Here is a 16,763-nt window from a genome sequence, read left to right on the forward strand (position 1 = left end):
GAAGCCGAGGCCAAGGCCGAAGGCGCCACCGTCACCACCCAGGGCCCCGAGAAGTTCGACCCGACCCTGCAAAAGCCGATCGTCGATGCCGTCGTCGCGTCCAAGCCCGACGCGCTCCTCATCGCACCCACCGATGTGTCGGCGATGCAGGCGCCGATCGCCGCCGCGGAGGCCGCCGGGATCAAGGTCGTCCTCGTCGACACCACCCTGGAAGACCCCTCGGGCGCGGTGTCGCAGATCTCCTCCGACAACGAAGGCGGCGGCGCGGCAGCGTTCGAGGCGATCCAGAAGGCCAACCCCACCGGCGGCAAGGTCCTCGTCGTCTCCACCGACCCCGGTGTCTCCACCACCGACGCCCGCGCCCAGGGCTTCGAAGACGCCGTCAAGAAGGACAGCAAGTTCACCTCCGTCGGGGTGCAGTACTCCCACAACGAGCCCTCCACCGCCGCCGAGATCGTCACCGCGGCGCTGCAGAAGGACCCCGACATCGTCGGCATCTTCGCCGCCAACCTGTTCGCCGCCGAGGGTTCCGCCACCGGTGTCCAGCAGGCCGGCAAGCAGGGCGCCGTGACGATCGTCGGTTTCGACGCCGGTCCCGCCCAGGTCAAGGCCCTCGAAGCCGGCACCGTCCAGGCCCTCGTCGCCCAGGAGCCCGGCACCATCGGCTCCGACGGCGTGAAGCAGGCCATCGCCGCGCTGAAGGGCGAGCCCACCGAGGAGAAGATCCAGACCGGGTTCACCATCCTCACGAAGGACAACATCAACGGCGACGGCAAGGACGCGGTCTACAAGTCCAGCTGCTGATCGACCCCGGATGCCGGGACCCCGACGCTCACGCCAGGGTCCCGGCATCCACCCCCCTCCCCGCGTCAGTTGCCGCACTTCGCCGCCCCGACCCCGGCCCCAGCGACAAAGTGCGGCAAATCACGCTCGGAACTCGCGGATGCCACGACTCCGCCACGAACGCGCGCGGCTCGGCATCCGCCCCTCCCCGCAACTGAATTGCCCCACATCGCCGCCCCGGCCCCGGCCCCAGCGACAAAGTGCGGCAATCCACGCGGCTCGCACCCCTTGATGCCGGGCGTTCCCGCGAGACCTTCGGGGCCCGGCATCCACCCTCCCCAACTGAATTGCCCCGCTTCGCCGCTCGGCCCGCCTCGCGCGACAAAGTGCGGCAAACCAGCCCGGACTCCGGGTTCCCCGGCCCGACACCGGGCTACCGCCCCGATCGAGCCCCGCCACCGGGCTCGTACACCCTCCGACGAGAGAGACACCGCCGTGCCGCTGGCCGATATGCCCGAACTTCTCGCCGCACACCGCGCGGTCGGGGCCTTCAACTTCATCACGCTCGAGGTCGCCGAGGCCATCGTCGCGGGAGCCGAGGCCGCCGAGACCGGCGTGATCCTGCAGCTGTCGCAGAACGCCATCGCGTTCCACGGTGGGCTGGCCCCGGCCGCCTCCGCGGCCCTGCGCCTGGCCGAGGCTGCGCGGGTCGACGTCGTCGTCCACCTCGACCACGCCACCGATGAGCCGCTGGTCGACGAGGCGTTGACTGTCGGCATCCGCTCCGTCATGTTCGACGCCGCCCACCTCACGGATGCTGAGAACCTCGAGCGCACCGCCGCCGTCGCGGCCCGCGTGCACGCCGCCGGTGCCTGGATCGAGGCCGAGCTCGGCGAGATCGGCGGTAAGGGTGCACACGCTCCGGGCGTGCGCACCGACGTGACCGAAGCCGTTCACTTCGTCGCGGCCACCGGGGTCGATGCCCTGGCCGTCGCGGTCGGCAGCGAGCACGCCATGCGCGAGCGCAGCGCGCGACTCGACGAGCGGCTCATCGCCGAGCTCGCCGCAGCCCTGTCCGTGCCTCTCGTGCTGCACGGATCGAGCGGGGTCGCCGACGCCGGGATCGATGGCGCTGTACGCGCCGGAATGCGCAAGATCAACATCGGCACGCACCTCAACACCGTGCTGACCGCGGCCGTCCGCGACGAGCTGGAACGGGACCCGGATGCCATCGACCCCCGCCGCTGGCTCGCTCCGGGACGGGCGGCGGTCGCCGGGGAGGTTCATCGCTTCCTCGACGTCATCACGGGGAACGTCATCACGGGGAACGTCGCGACCGGGAACGTCGCGACCGGGGTGGACGCATGACCGGCATCGTCACGCTCACCGCCGCCGGGGCGATCGACGCCACGTACCGCGTCACCGCCCTGCGCCGCGGCACGTTCACCCGCGCCGAGAGCTACACGCGCGAGGTGAGCGGGAAGGGCGTCAACGTCTCGGCCGCCCTCGCCGCCGGGGGAGCCGACACCGCCGCCGTGGTCGTGCTCGGCGCCGACGACGTGCGCTTCGCCCGATGCGGGCTCACGGCTCCTCTGCTGCGGATCGTCGAGGTGCCGGGGCCGACGCGCGTGAACACCTCGGTCATCGATGCCGAGGGGGCCACGACGAAGGTCAATGCCCCCACCCCGCCCCTGTCGCCCGAGGCGTGGGAGGCCACGATCGAGACGCTGCGCGCGGAACTGGCGACCCGCACCGAGCCGTGGCTCGTGATCTCGGGGAGCGTGCCCGAGCTCGCGGGGACGGGTTCACTCGTCGACCTCGGGGTCGTGCGGGCGGTCGCGCGCGAACTCGGCGCCCGGGTCGCCGTCGACACGAGCGGTGCGGCCCTCGATGTGCTGCTGGCCGATCCAGCGGGCATCGACCTGCTCACGCCGAACGTCGACGAACTCGCCGCGGCGGTGGGGCGTCCGCTCGCCACCCTCGGCGACGTCGTGATGGCGGCGCGAGAAATCGTCGCGCGCGGTGTGGTGACGGTGCTCGCGAGCATGGGCGCCGACGGCCTGCTCGCCGTGACCGCGGACCGCGCGGTGTTCGCGCGCGCCGACGCCCCCTACGTCGCCAACACCGCCGGTGCGGGCGACGCCGCCCTCGCGGGCTTCCTGCTCGGCCTCACGCGTGCACCGGCGGCGTCCGCCGCGGGTGCCGACCCGCTCGCTGTCGCGGCCGCGAGCGCCGCGGAGTGGGGGGCGCACGCGGTCGCGCACGCCTCGACCGTCGTCGCGGGGCCGCCGCTCGGCATCCGGGCCCTCGTCGAGACCGCGCCCGACCTCGCGCGCCCGCTCACGCCCGAGGGGGAGCTCCCAGCCTCCGCGGGTGCGTCCACCGCCGGAGCGACGGCATGAGCACCGTCGCCCCCGAGGTCACCGCGGCCGTCGCCGACGTCTCGCGCATCCGCACGCGCGCCATCGACCGCGTGGCCTACGCCAACGACGCCTCGCACTACCTGCTGACCCCCGAGGCCGTGGTCGTCGCCGCCGACGCGGCTGAAGTCGGCGCGATCCTGTGCGCAGCCACGGGTTCGCGGACCCCGGTGACGTTCCGCTCGGGCGGCACGAGCCTGTCGGGCCAGTCCTCGGGCGCGGGGCTGCTCGTCGACGTGCGGCAGGGGTTCGGCCGCATCGACGTGCTCGACGGCGGCCGCCGCGTGCGTTCGCAGCCCGGCGCCACGGTCCGCCAGGTCAACGCGCGGCTCGCGCGGCACGGCCATCGCCTCGGCCCCGATCCGGCGAGCGAGGCCGCGTGCACGATCGGCGGCGTCGTCGCCAACAACTCCAGCGGGATGGCGTGCGGGACGGTGGAGAACTCGTACCGCACCCTCGACGGACTCGTGCTCGTGCTGGCATCCGGAACCGTCGTCGACACCGCGGCGCCCGACGCCGACGCGCTGCTGCGCGACCGCGAACCCGCCCTCGTCGAAGGGCTCATGCGTCTGCGCTCCCGCGTCGTGGCCGACGCCGCGGGCGTCGCCCTCATCGAGCGGCAGTTCGCGATGAAGAACACGATGGGGTACGCACTCAACGCCTTCCTCGACTTCGACACCCCGGCGGCCCTGCTGGCGCACCTCGTCGTCGGCTCGGAGGGGACCCTCGCGTTCGTCGCCGAGGCGACGTTCCGCACGGTGCCGATCCGCCCCGCGATCGCCACCACTCTCGCGGTGTTCCCCACGCTCGACGCGGCGACCCGATCGCTTCCGGCGCTGGTGGCGACGGGCGCGGCGACGCTGGAGCTGATGGATGCCACGTCCCTCCGCGTCGGCCAGCGTCTGGCCGGCACGCCCGCCGCGATCCACGGCTTCGAGGCGACGACGCAGGCGGCGCTGCTGGTGGAGTATCACGCCGACGATGCCTCCGCGCTGCGCGATCTCGCCGCAGCCGGTGCTCGCGTGCTGGGGGAGCAGCCGCTGCTCGACCCCGCCGTCTTCTCGAGCGACGCAGCCGACCGCGCCGCCGCGTGGAAATTCCGCAAGGGCCTCTACGCCTCGGTCGCCGGCGCCCGGCCCTCGGGCACCACGGCGCTGCTCGAAGACGTGGTCGTGCCTGTCGAGCGTCTCGCCGACACCTGCGAGGGGCTGCAGGAACTCTTCGCGCGCTTCGGCTACGACGACAGCGTCATCTTCGGCCACGCCAAGGACGGCAACATCCACTTCATGCTCACCGACCGATTCGAGGGCGCGAGAGCCCTCGGCCGCTTCGAGGGCTTCACCGACGCGATGGTCGACCTCGTGCTCGACGCCGGGGGCAACCTCAAGGCCGAGCACGGCACGGGGCGCGCGATGGCCCCGTTCGTGCGCCGCCAGTACGGTGACGAACTGTACGACGTGATGGTCGAGCTCAAGCGGCTGCTCGACCCGAGCGGCATCCTGAATCCGGGCGTGATCATCGACGATGATCCGACCGCGCACATGCGGAATCTCAAGACGCCCGTGTCGATCGAGCCCGAGGCCGACCGCTGCGTCGAGTGCGGGTACTGCGAACCGGTGTGCCCGAGCCGGTCGCTGACGCTCACCCCGCGCCAGCGCATCGTCGTGCGGCGCGCCTCGGTCGCCGCCCGCGAGCGCGGCGACGGTGCCCTCGCCGCGGAGCTCGACAAGAACTACGACTACGACGGCGTGCAGACGTGCGCGGTCGACGGCATGTGCCAGACGGCGTGCCCGGTGCTCATCAACACGGGGACGCTCATGAAGCGCTTCCGCCGCGAGGACGCCAACCCGGTGCTCGCCGCGGGCTGGTCGGCGGCGGCGACGGGATGGGGCGCGGTCACGCGGGCCGGTGCCGTCGCGCTGACGGTCGCCTCCGCGGTGCCGGCGCCGGTGGTGCGGACGATGACGGATGCCGCGCGCGCGGTGCTCGGAACGGATACCGTGCCGCGGTACTCGGCGGAGCTGCCGGCAGGCGGGGCGTCGAGAAAGGCGCTGGGGTCCGTCGTCGGTTCTTCGGGGGTCGAGCCGATCGCGGTCTTCCTCCCGGCCTGCGTGGGCAGCATGTTCGGCCCCGCCGACGGCATCGGCGCGACCGCGGCGTTCACGCGCCTGCTCGAGCGCGCGGGGGTCGCGGCGGTGGTACCCGACGGCATCGACGCGCTGTGCTGCGGCACGCCCTGGTCGTCGAAGGGCTACGCGAAGGGGCACGCGACGATGTCGGCGCGCGTCCGCGCCGCGGTGCGTGAAGCCTCCCGCGACGGTGCCCTACCGGTCGTCTGCGACGCGTCGAGCTGCACGGAGGGCTTCGCCTCCACCCTCCGCGACGAGGGCGTGGAGGTCGTGGATGCCGTGGCCTTCGTGGCATCCGTTCTACTTCCGCGTCTCGCGCCGACGCCGGTGGCCGAGCTGTTGGCGCTGCATCCGACCTGTTCGTCGACGCAGCTGGGCATCGACCCGGCGCTGCGGGCGGTGGGGGAGGCCGTGGCTTCGGAGGTGCGCGTGCCCGACGCGTGGGGCTGCTGCGCGTATGCGGGCGATCGCGGCATGCTGCACCCGGAGCTGACCGAGGCGGCGACCGCCCCGGAGGCGGCCGAGGTCGCGGGGTGGGGGGCCGACGCGCACGCCTCGTGCAACCGCACGTGCGAGCTGGGCATGACGAGAGCGACGGGGGAGTCGTACGTGCACGTGCTGGAGTTGTTGGAGCGGGCGACGCGGTAGGGGTGCGGGTTCGGCCCGGTAATCTCAGCGAGAGTCCGAACGGGGCCCCGGTTGGCGTGAGTCGTTTGCCGAGCATGGTCGCCTCGACCATGGCGGAGGCGACCTTTCGCGGCAACTGAGCTGCTCCGCGGGCAACTGTCCTGCCCCGCGCGTTTTGAGTTGCCGAGAATGGTCGCTTCGACCCTGACCGATGCGACCTTTCGCGGCAACTGAGCTGCCCCGCGGGCAACTGTCCTGCCCCGCGCGTTCTGAGTTGCCGAGAATGGTCGCCTCGACCATGGCGGAGGCGACCATTCGCGGCAAACGACTCAGGTGGGTCAGGGAGCCGCCAGCCGTAGCGCTCCTGACTCCGCGACCTCCAGCCGGACAGCATCCAACCCGTCCACGACCAGGTCGGCGGTCAACTCCTCTTCGGCGGTCGTCCCGGTGAGGGCGAGCACCGCGCACCCCGCGGCGCGCGCGGCGGCGATCCCCGCGGGGGCGTCTTCGACGACGAGGCAGCGCGCCGGATCGACGCCGAGGCGTTCGGCGGCGAGGAGGAACGGCTCGGGGTGCGGCTTTCCGTTGACGACGTCGTCGACGGTGACGAACACCGCGGGGCGGTCGTAGCCCGCCGCGGCCAGGCGGGCCGTGGCGATCGGGACCGACCCCGACGTGACAATCGCCCGGCGCTGGGGCGGCACCGACGCGAAGAACTCCGCGGCGCCGCGGATGGGGTGCAGGCCCACGGCATCCGTCACCTCGAGGTCGGTCACGTGCGCGAGCGCCTCGGCGTGCCGGTCGGCGGGCAGGAGCAGGCTCACGAGGGTGCGCGCGGGCTGTCCGTGATTGGCGTGCAGGGCCTCCATCGACACGTCGAAGTGCTCGGCGAAGCGGCGCCAGGAGCGGACGACGGATGCCGTCGAGTCGACCAGGGTGCCGTCGAGGTCGAAGAGCACGGCGTCGAACTCGCGCGTGAAGATGTCCGCGTCGGTATCGACCGGTCGGCGGCACCCGAGCGCCGGAAGCACCCGGGCCAGCTGCTGCGCCGTCGAGAGCTCGGCATCCACGCTGAGGACGTCGATCTTCGGATCGACAGACGGGGTATCGGGGCGGTGCGCGTCACGGGTGGCCCCCCGTGAGAAGCGACGGGATGCCAGGACGGCGGGGTCTCCGTCGACGTGTACGACGTGAGGCTCGGCGGGGGCGAGAGCCGTGCGCAGCGCCTCCCACGCGGCGCCGCCCGCGAGCTCCGCGGTGAAGGGGGCGACGACCACGACGCGGCCGGCCGTGGACAGCGCATCCGCCGCCGTGGCGCGAAGCGCGGCGTAGCGTCCCGCGCGGATCGCGGGCGCGTGCGGCGATGTGAGCCAGTGCCCGCCGAGCGCGTCGGAGGGCAGGGCGTCGAGGAGCGGCGTCGTCACGCTGTCGAGGTCGACGAGGGGAGCTCGCAGTCGCTCAGCGATCGCGCGACCGAGCGTGCTCTTTCCGCTGCCGGCGGTCCCGGCGACGACGACAGCGAGCGAATCGGGAAGTTGACACGGCGACGGCATGCCTCCACGATAGACGTAGCAAGTCACCGGTGTCATGCTCGAAATTCCGGGACTCGAAGAAGTTCCGGAAAGGACGGCCGCGCATGCAAGACACCGGTGACATGGCGACGAGCTCCTCGCGCCTCCACGCGGGCATCGATCTCGGCAGCACGGGCATCAAGATGCTCGTCATCGACGACGCCGGAACCGAGATCGCCGCCGCACAGGTCCCCACGCCCTGGCGTGTGGGGGAGGGTGGCACCACCGACATCGACGCGGGCGATCTGGTCACCGCGGTTCGCGCGCTGATCGATCGGGTCGACGCCGAGCTGGCACCTCTGACCGCAGACCCGCTCACCTCGCTCGCCGTGGCGGGCATGGGAGAGACCGGCATCCTGATCGACGCCGACGGCGCCGCCGCGGGCCCCGGCTTCGCATGGTTCGACCCGCGCGGGTGGGAGCAGATCGCCGCCTTCCCCGCCGTCGTGCGCGACGAGTTCGCCGGCCGCACCGGCCTGCCGCTCGGAGCTCAGGTGAGCGTCGCCAAGCTCGCGTGGCTGCGCGACCAGGGCACCGACCTCGCGGGCCTCCGCTGGCTCGACCTCCCCGAGTTCGTCGTCGCGGCCCTCGGCGGCGACGTGGCGCTCGAGCTCTCGCTCGCCTCGCGCACCGGCCTCATCGACCAGGACTCCGGCGCCGCCTGGCCCGCGATGCTCGACGCGCTCGGCGTCGACGCCGACCTGCTTCCGCCGTTACGCGGGGGCGGACTGCCCTGGGGCGTGGCATCCGATGCTCTCGGTCCCCGCGTCGCGGGCGCCGCCCTCACGGTCGCCGGCCACGATCACCTCGTCGCCGCCCAGGCCAACGGAACCCTGGATGCCGACGGCTATCACGTCTCCCTCGGTACCGCCGAGGTCCTTCTGCGCGTGCTCGACGCACCCCTGGGTTTCGCCGCGCGCCAGCGTCTCGCCGAAGCGCTCATCAACGAGGTGCGGCACGTCGTGCCGGGCAAACACGTGCTCGTCGCGGGCGTCAAGACCGGACTCCTGTTGCGCCGCGCGCTCCACGCCGCCGGGATCAGCGACCGCACCGGACGCGACGCTCTCGACGACGCGGTCATGTCGCTCCCCTACGAGGGGGAGCTGCCGGACGGCGCGATCGAGGTCACCGGCGCCCGCAACGACGACGGCGTGCTGCGCCTGACCCTGCACACCGAGGCGTCGCCCGCCGAGATCTTCGGCGCCGTGCTCCGGCACAGCAACGACGAGATCGCCCAGCTCATCGCCGCCATGGACCGCGAGGTCGCCCCCGCCACGCACTCCACCCTCACCGGCGGCTGGGCGGGCATGGCCTCCGTCCGTCGTGCCCGGGCCGAGGTGCTCCCGAATCCGTCCCTGTCCACCCGTGAGCAGGACGTCGCGTACGGAGCCGCCGACATGGCGCGGCGCCTCGTCTCGGCATCCGTCCCCACCTGACTCCCCACCCGCCGCGCCCGTCCCGACCGGACGCGCGAACAGACCACCCGCGCCGACCGGCGCGAATGAACCCCAGAGAAGAGAGATCATGAACGCACTCACCACGCTCGAGCGCCGCGCGCTCCAGTCGATCAGCACCCCCGACGGCCACATGCTCATCGTCGCCGCCGACCAGCGCAACGGCATGAAGGCCGCCATCAAGGACGCCCCGAACGGCTCGGACGCCATCTCGCGCGAAGAGCTCGCCGAGGTGAAGGCCGACCTCGTGCGCCACCTCGCCAACCACGCCCCCGCGATCCTGCTCGACCCCGAGGTCGCGCTGCCGCAGATCGTCGACGACGGCGTGCTCGCCCGCGACACCGCTCTCGTCGTCGGTCTCGATGCCTCGGGCGCCGAGACGGTCGACGGCCTGAAGTACACGCGTTTCGTCCCCGGCGTCACGCCGCACTCGATCCGGGAGCAGGGTGCCGACGTCGCCAAGATGCTCTGGTACACCCGCCCCGACAAGCAGGATGCCGACTCCCGCGTCGCGCACGAGATCCGCGACCTGGTCACAGCGTGCGACGAGGAGGGGCTGCTCCTCATCGTCGAGTTGCTCACCTACCAGCTCGACGACGAGAGCGATGAGGAGTACAAGGCGAAGTTCGCCGACCTCGTCGTCGACGGGGCCGCGCTCGCGGTGGCGTGTGGCGCGAAGATCCTGAAGCTGCAGTACCCCGGGTCGGCCGAGGCGAGCGCCCGCGTGACCGAGGCCGCTCAGGGCGTGCCGTGGGCCGTGCTGTCGGCCGGTGTCGACCACGAGACCTTCATCGAGCAGGTGCGCACGGCCGTCGCCAACGGCGCCTCGGGCGCGATGGCCGGTCGGTCGCTGTGGAAGGACAGCCTCTCGATCGACGCCGACCGTCGCGAGGAGCTCCTCTCGGGTCGCGCGCTGCCGCGCCTGCGCGAGCTCGCCGACGCCGTCGACGGCCGCTGATGACCCCGTCGCCCGCCCCGCGTCGTGCGGTCGTCCCGCGGGTGCACGCGGCACCGGACCGGTTCGACGCCGGGCGGGCGATAGGGTGGCGGGGCCGATCCGCCGCCCGACCCGACCCTGGAGGTGCCCTGTGACGACCATGCGCGACGTCGCCCTGCGCGCCGGGGTCAGCACCAAGACCGTGTCTCGGGTCTTCAACGACGACCCGCACGTCCTCCCCGATACCCGCGCGCTCGTCGAAGCGGCGATGCACGACCTCAACTACGTCCCCAACGCGCTCGCCACCACCTTCCGCGCCGGGCGCGCGTCGGTGATCGGCGTGGCCGTTCCCGACGTGGTCGACCCCTTCTTCGCCGCGATCGCGCGCGCCGTCGAGGATCTCGCGCGCGACCGCGGGCTCTCGACCCTCGTCACGAGTCTCGGCGACGACCCCGCGAACGAGCGTCCCGCCCTCGAGTCACTGCTCGGGCGTCAGCTGACCGGCCTCGTGATCGCCCCGGTCGGCACCGACCACTCGTGGCTGGAACGCTGGCGGGGGCACACCCCGATCGTCTTCGTCGACCGCGCTCCCTTCGGGCTGCACACCGACACCTTCACCGAAGACGACGAGGCCGGCGCTCACCTCGCCACGACCCACCTGCTCTCGCACGGGCACCGTCGCATCGCCTACATCGGCGACATGGTGCACCTCTCCACCGAGACCAAGCGCGTCGAGGGCTGGCGCCGCGCGCTGCGCGACGCCGGAGTCGATGTCGACGAGCGCCTCGTCGCCTCGGGTGTCTCCGACCGCGAGTCCGCGGCATCCGCCCTCGAACGACTCCGCGGAATCGACGACCCGCCCACGGCGCTGTTCTCGGCGAACGCGCGATCGTCGATGGCTCTCGCGCACGTCCTGCGGGGCCGGCCGATGCCGTACGTCGGCTTCGGCGACTTCCCCATGGCCGACACCCTGACGCCGTCCGTGACCGTGATCGACCAGGACCCGCGCCGCATCGGCGCGCTCGCCGCCGAACGGGTGTTCGCGCGACTGCAGCCGGAGGCCGGGGTCGACCTCGACGAGGTCACCGTGATCGACGTGTCGCTCGTCGAGCGGGAGTCCTGCGGCCTCTGACGGCGGCTCGTCGTGCGTGGCGGGGGTCCGCTGTGCACATCCGTGCGCTCAGGCCGTGCATGGCGCTCTGGCGGGGTGGTGGTGTCGCTCCGACGAGGGGCGTTTGGGTGCCGCATGGCGTCGCCCCGAGCAGGCGCGCTCGGGCGGGGGCGGATGCCGCGTGGCGTTGCCCCGACCAGTGGCGCTCCGGAGGGAGGGGCGAGCCTCAGGCGCCGATGACCCGCGCGATCGCGCCCCGCGCGCCGTGGGCAGCCAGCGACGCGCGCGCCGCGCCATAGGCCTCGCGCAGGCGCGGGTTCTGCCCCAGGTCGCCGAACACGGGCGCGTAGTCGAGCAGGGCCATCGGATCGTCGGCGACGATCGCGCGCAGGTCGTCGAGGCGGCTATCGACGGCGGGCGTCTCTTCGCCGGTCTCGGTGCGACCCGCGAGGAACACGCTCCACCCCGCGAGCACGAGGGCGGCGTGGTCGATACGTCCGCCGCTGTCGAGCTGCGCACGGACGACCGGAAGCAGGAACTTCGGCAGACGGTCGGAGCCGTCGACGACCTGACGCGCGAGCGTGTCGCGGATCGCTTCGCTGCCGAAGCGCGCGATGAGCTGATCGCAGTAGGCGTCGAGATCGATGCCGGGCACCGGGCGCAGGGTCGGGATGGCCTCGTCGTGCATGTAGCCCTGCAGGAACGACACGAACAGGTCGTCGGTGCACACCTCGTGGACGTAATGCGCCCCCGACAGGATGCCGAGGTAGCTCATCGCCTGGTGCGACGCGTTGAGCAGGCGCAGCTTCATGAGCTCGTACGGCTCGACGTCGTCGACGAGTTGCACGCCGACCTCGTCGAACGGCGGCCGGCCGGCCGGGAACGCGTCTTCGAGCACCCACTGCTCGAACGACTCCGCGCGGACGGGCCAGCGGTCCCGGATGCCGAACTCCGAGGCGATCGCGGCACGTGTGTCGTCGGTGGTGACGGGGGTGATGCGGTCGACCATCGAGTTGGGGAACGAGACGTTCCGCGCAATCCAGCGTGCGAGTTCGGGGTCGCGGCGCTCGGCGAAACCGAGGAGCGCCGCACGCGCCACGTGGCCATTGCCCTGGATGTTGTCGCACGACATGACCGTGAACGCCGGGATACCGGCATCCCGCCGTCGGCGCAGTCCCTCGGTGAGCAGGCCCATGACGCTGCGAGGGGGCAGAGCGCCGTCGAGGTCGGCGAGCGTCGCCTCGTCGCGAGGGGCGTAGGCGCCGGTGGCGTCGTCGATGCCGTAGCCGCCCTCGGTGATGGTGAGCGAGACGATCGCGGTGTCGGGGTCGGCGAGCTTGGCGACGACGGCTTCGGGGTCGTCGGGGACGAAGAGGTAGTCAACGATCGAGCCGATGACACGAGCCTCGGAGGAGCCGTCGGGAGCGGTGGTGACGAGCGTGTAGAGGTCGTCCTGCGCGGCGAGGGCGTCGCGCATGGCGGCGTCGAAGGAGAGGACTCCGACGCCGCACAGGCCCCACTCGGTGTGGCCGGCCTCGAGCAGGCGGTCGAGGTACATCGCCTCGTGCGCCCGGTGGAAGCCGCCGACGCCGAAGTGCACGATGCGCGAGCGCACGGCCGCGCGGTCGTACGTCGGGACGGACACGTTCGCCGCGAGGGAGGGGAGGGCGGCGGCGGTGAGGTCGGTCATGCGGGGCTCCGTGGTTTCGAGGGGTGAGTTGCCCTGCTTTGTCGCTTCGGGGCGGACGGGGCGGCGAAGTAGGGCAAGTGAGGCCCGATGTCGTGGCCCGGCGTCGTGCGGGAGGGCCGGGGTGTCGCGTGATTTGCCGCACTTTGTCGCGTGGGGCGGGGCCGGGGCGGAGATGTGGGTCAATTCAGTTGCGGGGAGGGGTGGATGCCGGGACCCTGGCGTGAGCGTGGGGGTCCCGGCATCCGGGGTCGATCAGCAGCTGGACTTGTAGACCGCGTCCTTGCCGTCGCCGTTGATGTTGTCCTTGGTGAGGATGGTGAATCCGGTCTGGATCTTCTCCTCGGTGGGCTCGCCCTTCAGCGCGGCGATGGCCTGCTTGACGCCGTCGGAGCCGATGGTGCCGGGCTCTTGGGCGACGAGGGCTTGGACGGTGCCGGCTTCGAGGGCCTTGACCTGGGCGGGACCGGCGTCGAAACCGACGATGGTCACGGCGCCCTGCTTGCCGGCCTGCTGGACACCGGTGGCGGAACCCTCGGCGGCGAAGAGGTTGGCGGCGAAGATGCCGACGATGTCGGGGTCCTTCTGCAGTGCGGCGGTGACGATCTCGGCGGCGGTGGAGGGTTCGTTGTGGGAGTACTGCACCCCGACGGAGGTGAACTTGGAGTCCTTCTTGACGGCGTCTTCGAAGCCCTGCGCGCGGGCGTCGGTGGTGGAGACACCGGGGTCGGTGGAGACGACGAGGACCTTGCCGCCGTTGGGGTTGGCCTTCTGGATCGCCTCGAACGCTGCCGCGCCGCCGCCTTCGTTGTCACTGGAGATCTGCGACACCGCACCCGAGGGGTCTTCCAGGGTGGTGTCGACGAGGACGACCTTGATCCCGGCGGCCTCGGCCGCGGCGATCGGCGCCTGCATCGCCGACACATCGGTGGGAGCGATCAGCAGCGCGTCGGGCTTGGACGCGACGACCGCGTCGACGATCGGCTTCTGCAGGGTGGGGTCGAACTTCTCCGGGCCCTGGGTGGTGACGGAGGCGCCTTCGGCCTTGGCTTCGGCTTCGATGCCGCACTGCATGGAGATGTAGAACTCATCCCCGGCGACGCCCTGCACGAACGCGATCTTGTACCCGTCTGCGCCGGCCGAGGCTCCACCGGAGGAGGCTCCGCCCGAACAGCCCGCGAGGGTCAGGGTCGCTGCGATGCCGAAGACCGTCAGTGCGGTCGCCTTGCTGTTCCACTTCATTGTGATCACCGTTTCTTGGTTCGGGTTGTGGGGTGTTGTGTGGGTGGGGAAGGGGATGCCGCCGCGGCTCAGCCGCGCCGACCTCCGCTGACGAACTTGCGCCAGAGGCTCTGGGTGTTGCCGCGCATGGCGGCCGAGCGACGGACCTGGTCGACGTAGACCGCGGCGATCAGCACCGCGCCGACGGCGACCTGCTGCCAGAAGGGCTGGACACCGGTGATGACGAAGCCGTTCTGCAGCACCGCCGGGATGAAGAGGCCCACGACCGTGCCCATGATCGTGCCGACCCCGCCGAAGAGCGAGGTGCCGCCGATCACGACCGCGGCGATGACGTTGAGGTTGGTCTGAGACTGACCGGCGATCGCTGTCGTCGAGAACTGCGAGAGCGACAGGATGCCGCCGAGCCCGGCCAGGGCACCCGAGATCGTGTAGATCTTGATCAGCTGAGCGTCGACCTTGACGCCGACGCGACGGGCAGCGATCTCGCTCGAGCCGACGGCCAGCGTGTAGAGGCCGAATCGGGTGAAGTGCAGCACGATCGCGCCGATCACGACGACCACGAGAGCGATGACGCTGATGATCGGGACACTGCCGAACACGTTGCCGTAGCCGATCGACACGGTCAGCACGGTCGGGACGTCTCGGATGTCGACACCGCCGGTGAGGATCTGCGCGAGACCGAGCGCCATGCCGAGCGAGCCCAGGGTCACGATGAGCGGCGGGATCTTGGCCTTGGCGATGAGGAACCCGTTCAGCAGTCCCCAGCAGACGCCGCTGAGGATCGCGACGAGGATGCCGACGGTCGCGACGCCCCAGCCCTCTCCGCCCATCGCCCGCATGACGATGGCCGAGACGACGCCCGAGAAGACGAGGACCGATCCCACGGACAGGTCGATGCCCGCGGTGATGATCACGTAGGTCATGCCGACGGCGAGGACGGCGAGGATCGAGGCGTTCTGGATGATGAGGCGGAAGTTGGTCCATTGCGCGAACGACTCGGGCGCGATGATGCTGAAGACGATGATGATGGCCAGCAGCACCAGGAGGATCTGGAAGGCCTGCGTGCGCAGGATCCGGCGGACCGGGTTGACCTTCTGGTTGTCGTCGAACGTGCCGATCGCGACGGTCTCGGTGGGGGGAGTCGTGGTGCTCACTTCTGGTCGTCCTTCGTGACGGCGCCGGTCATGAGCCCGACGAGTTCTTCCATGGAGGTGTCTTTCGCGTCGATGTTGGCGACGCGGGTGCCCAGGCGCAGGACCTGGATGCGGTCGGAGACGTCGATCACGTGCGGCATCGAGTGCGAGATGAAGACCACGGCGATGCCCTTGTCGCGAACGCGGCGGATGGTCTCGAGCACGTTCTTCGTCTGACGCACGCCGAGCGCGGCGGTCGGCTCGTCGAGGAAGACCACGCGCGAGGCCCAGTGCACCGCGCGGGCGATCGCGATGGCCTGGCGCTGTCCGCCCGACATCTCGCCGACGGGGGAGGTGAGGCTGCGGACCGTGGCACCGAGCTCGTCGAACGCGGCGCGCGAGGCCTTGGCCATGTCCTTGGTCTTCATGAAGCCGAGAGCACCGGCCAGCCCGGGGCGACGGATCTCGCGACCGAGGTACATGTTCTGCACCGGGTCGAGGTGCGGAGCGAGCGCCAGGTCCTGGTAGACCGTCTCGATGCCGAGCGACGACGCGACCTGCGGGTTCGACATGTCGATCGGCTTGCCGTCGAAGAGGATCTCGCCCTCGTCGACCGCGAGGTTTCCCGACAGCGCTTTCACGAGCGTGGACTTGCCCGCGCCGTTGTCGCCGATGAGCGCGGTGACCTCGCCCGGGTAGACCTCGAAGTCGACGTTGTTGAGGGCGCGGACGGATCCGAACTGGCGCGACAGGCCCCGCGCCTGCAGCACCGGGGTGGTCGTGGTGGTGCTCATGAGGAAGCTCCTTCGTGATGTCCGACGATCCGGCTGGGAGCGTCGGTGACGGTGATGACGAGACCGGCGCGGTGGCGGCCCCGCTCGACGATGAGGGCGTTGGCTTCGTCGACGTCGCGGACCCAGGCGACGGCCTCTTCCCGGGGGTGGCCGTGCGAGAGGCGGCGCGCCACGAGGCGGTCGCGGCGCGCGTCGGCGTCGATGTCGAGGAACCAGGCCTCGTCGAGACGGGATGCCACGGCATCCCACCCGAAGGCGTCGTGCAGCAGGTAGTTGCCCTCGGTGATGACCAGCGGGACGTCGGCCGGGACGAGCACGGCGGAGCCGATCGACTCCTCGAGGTCGCGGTCGAAGCGCGGGGCGTAGGCCGCGTGGCCGGCGCGGATGCGGTCGAGCAGGGCGACGTAGCCCTCGACGTCGAACGTGTCGGGGGCGCCCTTCCGGTCCCGGCGGCCGAGACGCACGAGCTCTTCGTTGGCCAGGTGGAAGCCGTCCATGCCGACGAGCACGGCGTCGGTGCCGAGGGCGGCGAGAAGCGCGTCGCTGACGGTGGACTTGCCGGCACCCGGGGTGCCCGTGAGCCCGAGAACGCGACGCTCGCCCGAGTCGACCAGCCGGCGCGCTCGGGAGACGAGATCGTCGAGGCGCAGGGTCGCGGCGGCGGGCGTCGCGGCGGCGGGCGGGGTGTGGGTCACGGCGGTGTGGTCCTTCCGGGCGACGCCGCACGTCGGAGCGCTGCGTCTGTGGAGCGTGTCCGGCGGGGGTGGCCGCCGGTCGAACTCCGGTTACGGTAAGCCCACCATGTCACCGGTGTCAACACCCGTGATCAATTCGTCATGACACCGAAGTCATCCGCGTGATTCTGTGGTTATCAT

The 16,763-nt window shown here is 71.6% G+C and carries 13 protein-coding genes; 7 read left to right on the plus strand and 6 right to left on the minus strand.

Annotated elements, in window-relative coordinates; genetic code table 11:
• The 4 genes from ACMW4R_RS15030 to ACMW4R_RS15045 form a co-directional block, all read left to right on the plus strand.
• Positions 1-804 (plus strand): ABC transporter substrate-binding protein (locus tag ACMW4R_RS15030; protein ID WP_418300274.1); only part of this gene is annotated, 804 nt, incomplete at its 5' end.
• 474 nt (positions 805-1,278) lie between these two features.
• Positions 1,279-2,151, plus strand: coding sequence for a class II fructose-bisphosphate aldolase (locus ACMW4R_RS15035; RefSeq protein ID WP_418300275.1), 873 nt, complete (start codon positions 1,279-1,281; stop codon positions 2,149-2,151).
• Positions 2,148-3,185: a 1-phosphofructokinase family hexose kinase gene (locus tag ACMW4R_RS15040; RefSeq protein ID WP_418300276.1), complete on the plus strand. Its 1,038-nt coding sequence runs from the start codon at positions 2,148-2,150 to the stop codon at positions 3,183-3,185. Before ACMW4R_RS15035 ends, ACMW4R_RS15040 begins: the two co-directional genes overlap by 4 nt.
• The gene (locus tag ACMW4R_RS15045; protein ID WP_418300277.1) at positions 3,182-5,980 is read left to right on the plus strand and encodes an FAD-binding and (Fe-S)-binding domain-containing protein; all 2,799 of its coding nucleotides are present in this window, start codon (positions 3,182-3,184) and stop codon (positions 5,978-5,980) included. Before ACMW4R_RS15040 ends, ACMW4R_RS15045 begins: the two co-directional genes overlap by 4 nt.
• Positions 5,981-6,297: 317 nt before the next feature.
• On the opposite strand, the gene ACMW4R_RS15050 is transcribed toward ACMW4R_RS15045, so the two are convergent.
• Positions 6,298-7,512 carry an HAD-IA family hydrolase gene (locus tag ACMW4R_RS15050; protein ID WP_418300278.1) on the minus strand — a complete coding sequence of 405 codons (1,215 nt, stop codon included), beginning with the start codon at positions 7,510-7,512 and terminating at the stop codon, positions 6,298-6,300.
• Between the two features lie 83 nt (positions 7,513-7,595).
• On the opposite strand from ACMW4R_RS15050, the gene ACMW4R_RS15055 reads away from it, so the two are divergent.
• The 3 genes from ACMW4R_RS15055 to ACMW4R_RS15065 all read left to right on the plus strand — a co-directional run bounded on the left by ACMW4R_RS15055 (position 7,596) and on the right by ACMW4R_RS15065 (position 11,053).
• On the plus strand, positions 7,596-8,966 hold the full coding sequence (locus ACMW4R_RS15055) for an FGGY family carbohydrate kinase (protein ID WP_418300279.1): 1,371 nt from the start codon (positions 7,596-7,598) through the stop codon (positions 8,964-8,966).
• An 88-nt stretch (positions 8,967-9,054) separates the two neighbouring features.
• Entirely contained in the window at positions 9,055-9,942 is an 888-nt protein-coding gene (locus ACMW4R_RS15060) for a tagatose-bisphosphate aldolase (RefSeq protein WP_058598140.1), read from the plus strand.
• Positions 9,943-10,081: 139 nt separating this feature from the next.
• On the plus strand, positions 10,082-11,053 hold the full coding sequence (locus ACMW4R_RS15065) for a LacI family DNA-binding transcriptional regulator (protein ID WP_418300641.1): 972 nt from the start codon (positions 10,082-10,084) through the stop codon (positions 11,051-11,053).
• Positions 11,054-11,258: 205 nt separating this feature from the next.
• Here the strand turns inward: ACMW4R_RS15065 and ACMW4R_RS15070 are convergent, their stop codons facing one another.
• The 5 genes from ACMW4R_RS15070 to ACMW4R_RS15090 form a co-directional block, all read right to left on the minus strand.
• Entirely contained in the window at positions 11,259-12,722 is a 1,464-nt protein-coding gene (locus ACMW4R_RS15070; protein ID WP_418300280.1) for a mannitol dehydrogenase family protein, read from the minus strand.
• A 252-nt stretch (positions 12,723-12,974) separates the two neighbouring features.
• A complete protein-coding gene (locus tag ACMW4R_RS15075; protein ID WP_418300642.1) occupies positions 12,975-13,961 on the minus strand; it encodes an ABC transporter substrate-binding protein in 987 nt (328 codons plus the stop codon).
• 68 nt (positions 13,962-14,029) lie between these two features.
• On the minus strand, positions 14,030-15,115 hold the full coding sequence (locus ACMW4R_RS15080; protein WP_081317260.1) for an ABC transporter permease: 1,086 nt from the start codon (positions 15,113-15,115) through the stop codon (positions 14,030-14,032).
• On the minus strand, positions 15,112-15,888 hold the full coding sequence (locus ACMW4R_RS15085; protein ID WP_058595733.1) for an ATP-binding cassette domain-containing protein: 777 nt from the start codon (positions 15,886-15,888) through the stop codon (positions 15,112-15,114). Before ACMW4R_RS15085 ends, ACMW4R_RS15080 begins: the two co-directional genes overlap by 4 nt.
• Entirely contained in the window at positions 15,885-16,583 is a 699-nt protein-coding gene (locus ACMW4R_RS15090; RefSeq protein ID WP_418300281.1) for a nucleoside/nucleotide kinase family protein, read from the minus strand. Before ACMW4R_RS15090 ends, ACMW4R_RS15085 begins: the two co-directional genes overlap by 4 nt.
• Between the last annotated feature and the right edge of the window lie 180 nt (positions 16,584-16,763).

The organism is Microbacterium sp. S1037 (genome assembly GCF_048381605.1).
Lineage (GTDB): Bacteria > Actinomycetota > Actinomycetes > Actinomycetales > Microbacteriaceae > Microbacterium > Microbacterium testaceum_B.

Excerpts from the sequence above, each read along its gene's own strand:
- ACMW4R_RS15040 (WP_418300276.1), top strand. The coding sequence starts at position 2,148 with ATGACCGGCATCGTCACGCTCACCGCCGCCGGGGCGATCGACGCCACG.
- ACMW4R_RS15045 (WP_418300277.1), top strand. The coding sequence starts at position 3,182 with ATGAGCACCGTCGCCCCCGAGGTCACCGCGGCCGTCGCCGACGTCTCG.
- ACMW4R_RS15050 (WP_418300278.1), bottom strand. The coding sequence starts at position 7,512 with ATGCCGTCGCCGTGTCAACTTCCCGATTCGCTCGCTGTCGTCGTCGCC.
- ACMW4R_RS15055 (WP_418300279.1), top strand. The coding sequence starts at position 7,596 with ATGCAAGACACCGGTGACATGGCGACGAGCTCCTCGCGCCTCCACGCG.
- ACMW4R_RS15060 (WP_058598140.1), top strand. The coding sequence starts at position 9,055 with ATGAACGCACTCACCACGCTCGAGCGCCGCGCGCTCCAGTCGATCAGC.
- ACMW4R_RS15065 (WP_418300641.1), top strand. The coding sequence starts at position 10,082 with ATGCGCGACGTCGCCCTGCGCGCCGGGGTCAGCACCAAGACCGTGTCT.
- ACMW4R_RS15070 (WP_418300280.1), bottom strand. The coding sequence starts at position 12,722 with ATGACCGACCTCACCGCCGCCGCCCTCCCCTCCCTCGCGGCGAACGTG.
- ACMW4R_RS15075 (WP_418300642.1), bottom strand. The coding sequence starts at position 13,961 with ATGAAGTGGAACAGCAAGGCGACCGCACTGACGGTCTTCGGCATCGCA.
- ACMW4R_RS15085 (WP_058595733.1), bottom strand. The coding sequence starts at position 15,888 with ATGAGCACCACCACGACCACCCCGGTGCTGCAGGCGCGGGGCCTGTCG.